This is a genomic window from Acidiphilium sp. PA (assembly GCF_026191915.1).
GTDB lineage: Bacteria > Pseudomonadota > Alphaproteobacteria > Acetobacterales > Acetobacteraceae > Acidiphilium.
Genome location: NZ_JAIMBY010000080.1, coordinates 1 through 1,620, shown reverse-complemented (window position 1 = coordinate 1,620; position 1,620 = coordinate 1). Strand labels below are relative to the sequence as shown.

At 61.2% G+C, this 1,620-nt stretch carries 2 protein-coding genes; both read right to left on the bottom strand.

The genetic code is table 11. The features are described 5' to 3' along the window. Positions 1 to 220: 220 nt before the first annotated feature. Positions 221 to 949 (bottom strand): IS21-like element helper ATPase IstB, encoded by a 729-nt coding sequence (istB, locus tag AruPA_RS21630; protein ID WP_265638792.1) that lies wholly within the window; start codon positions 947 to 949, stop codon positions 221 to 223. Beyond that, a partial coding sequence (locus AruPA_RS21625) for a Mu transposase domain-containing protein (RefSeq protein WP_408859160.1) occupies positions 949 to 1,620 on the bottom strand: 672 nt, incomplete at its 5' end. The genes istB and AruPA_RS21625, both read right to left, overlap by 1 nt.

Sequence of the window (1,620 nt, the reverse complement as noted above, 5' to 3'; positions counted from 1 at the left end):
TGTCAAATCGCGTCCAAACGCGACCCCCTTTTCGCGTCCAATTCCGACCCCTTTGGGCGTTAGAAACAGCGTTAGCGGCGGGGGCTTATCCACGTAGTGCATAGGGGGGACCCGCGCGCCGCGGAGTGCCCGACGAGAGGCTGACGCAGCGGCGCGCGGGGGGTCCCTGTGCACCCACGTGGATAAGCCGGGTGGGGGTCTGGGGGAGGGTTTTTGCTGATCAGCTTCGGTTTTTGAATCGCCAGCTTTCGTTGCCGGTCTCGATGATATCGCAATGGTGGGTCAGGCGATCCAACATGGCGGTGGTCATCTTGGCGTCGCCAAAGATTTTCGGCCATTCGGCAAAGGCGAGATTGGTGGTGATCAGCAGCGAGGTATTTTCGTAGAGTTTGCTGATCAGGTGGAACAGCAGTTGCCCGGCGGTCTGGCTGAACGGCATATAGCCGAGCTCATCGATGACGATCAGATCAAGCCGGAGAAGCTTTTCGACCAGACACCCGCTCCGACCGGCGGCTTTTTCCTGCTCGAGCTGATTGACCAGATCGATGAGGTTGTAGAACCGGCCTCGCGCTCTGGCCCTGATGACCGTGGCTGCGATTGCGATGCAGAGATGGGTCTTTCCGGTGCCGGTTCCGCCAACAAAAATCCCGTTCCGCCTGGCATCGAGGAAGCTGCCGGTGGCCAGTTCACGCACAAGCCCCTCATCGATCGGCGTGCCCTTGAAGGTAAAGCTGTCGAAGTCCTTGAGCCCCGGGAATTTGGCGCTGCTGATCCGGTAGCTGACCGATCGTGCCTGGCGGAAGATCCGTTCAGCGCGGATCAGGCTGGCGATCAGATCGTAGAACTCGTCGCGTCGTGCAACACCTTTGCCGGCGATCTCGTCAAAGCTCGCGCGCATGCCGTGCAGCTTGAGCTCGGCCATCGCCTGGAGAATATCATGGCGTTCCATCAGGCGGCACGCCTGAGGCTGTCATAGCGCGCACAATCGGCCGTCGGTTCGACCTTCAGGCGTAGCCCATCCGGAATGGTCATGCTCGGCGGTGTGGGGGGCTGAAGTTGGCGCGCTAAAACAGCAAGGATCACGTCACCGCTGGCAATGCCTGCTTCGAGCGCCTCTGCGCAGGCGGCCTCGACCGCGACAAGACCGTGATCCACCACTGCGCAGAGGATTTTGACGAATTGTCGATCACCATCGGCGTAATGCCGCAGCTTTGCCTGAGCGGCCGCAAGGCCCGGGGGCAGATCCCAATCCTTGAACGGCGCACCATTCCGTAAGGCGCCAGGTTTTCTCACCAGGATCGGCAGGTAGTGCCAAGGATCGTAGATCACTTCGCCACGCCGGAAGTCGCGCGGATGATCGGCAACGACATCGTCATCCAGCAGCACGACGACGCGGCCGGCATGCGAGCGGACCTGCACCATCCGCCCGGCGGCACGCGCATCGACGCTGTAGCGATTATGATCCGCCATGATCAGGCAGGTCGTACTGGCGCGCACCGCTTTCTCGGCAAAACCGTCATAGGGGCCGCGCGATACTACCAGGCTGGCCTGCTCGTCCTGGAACACCTCCCAGATTGTGCGCCCCTTGAATTCAGGGTGTTCCATCCGCTTCGCATAGGC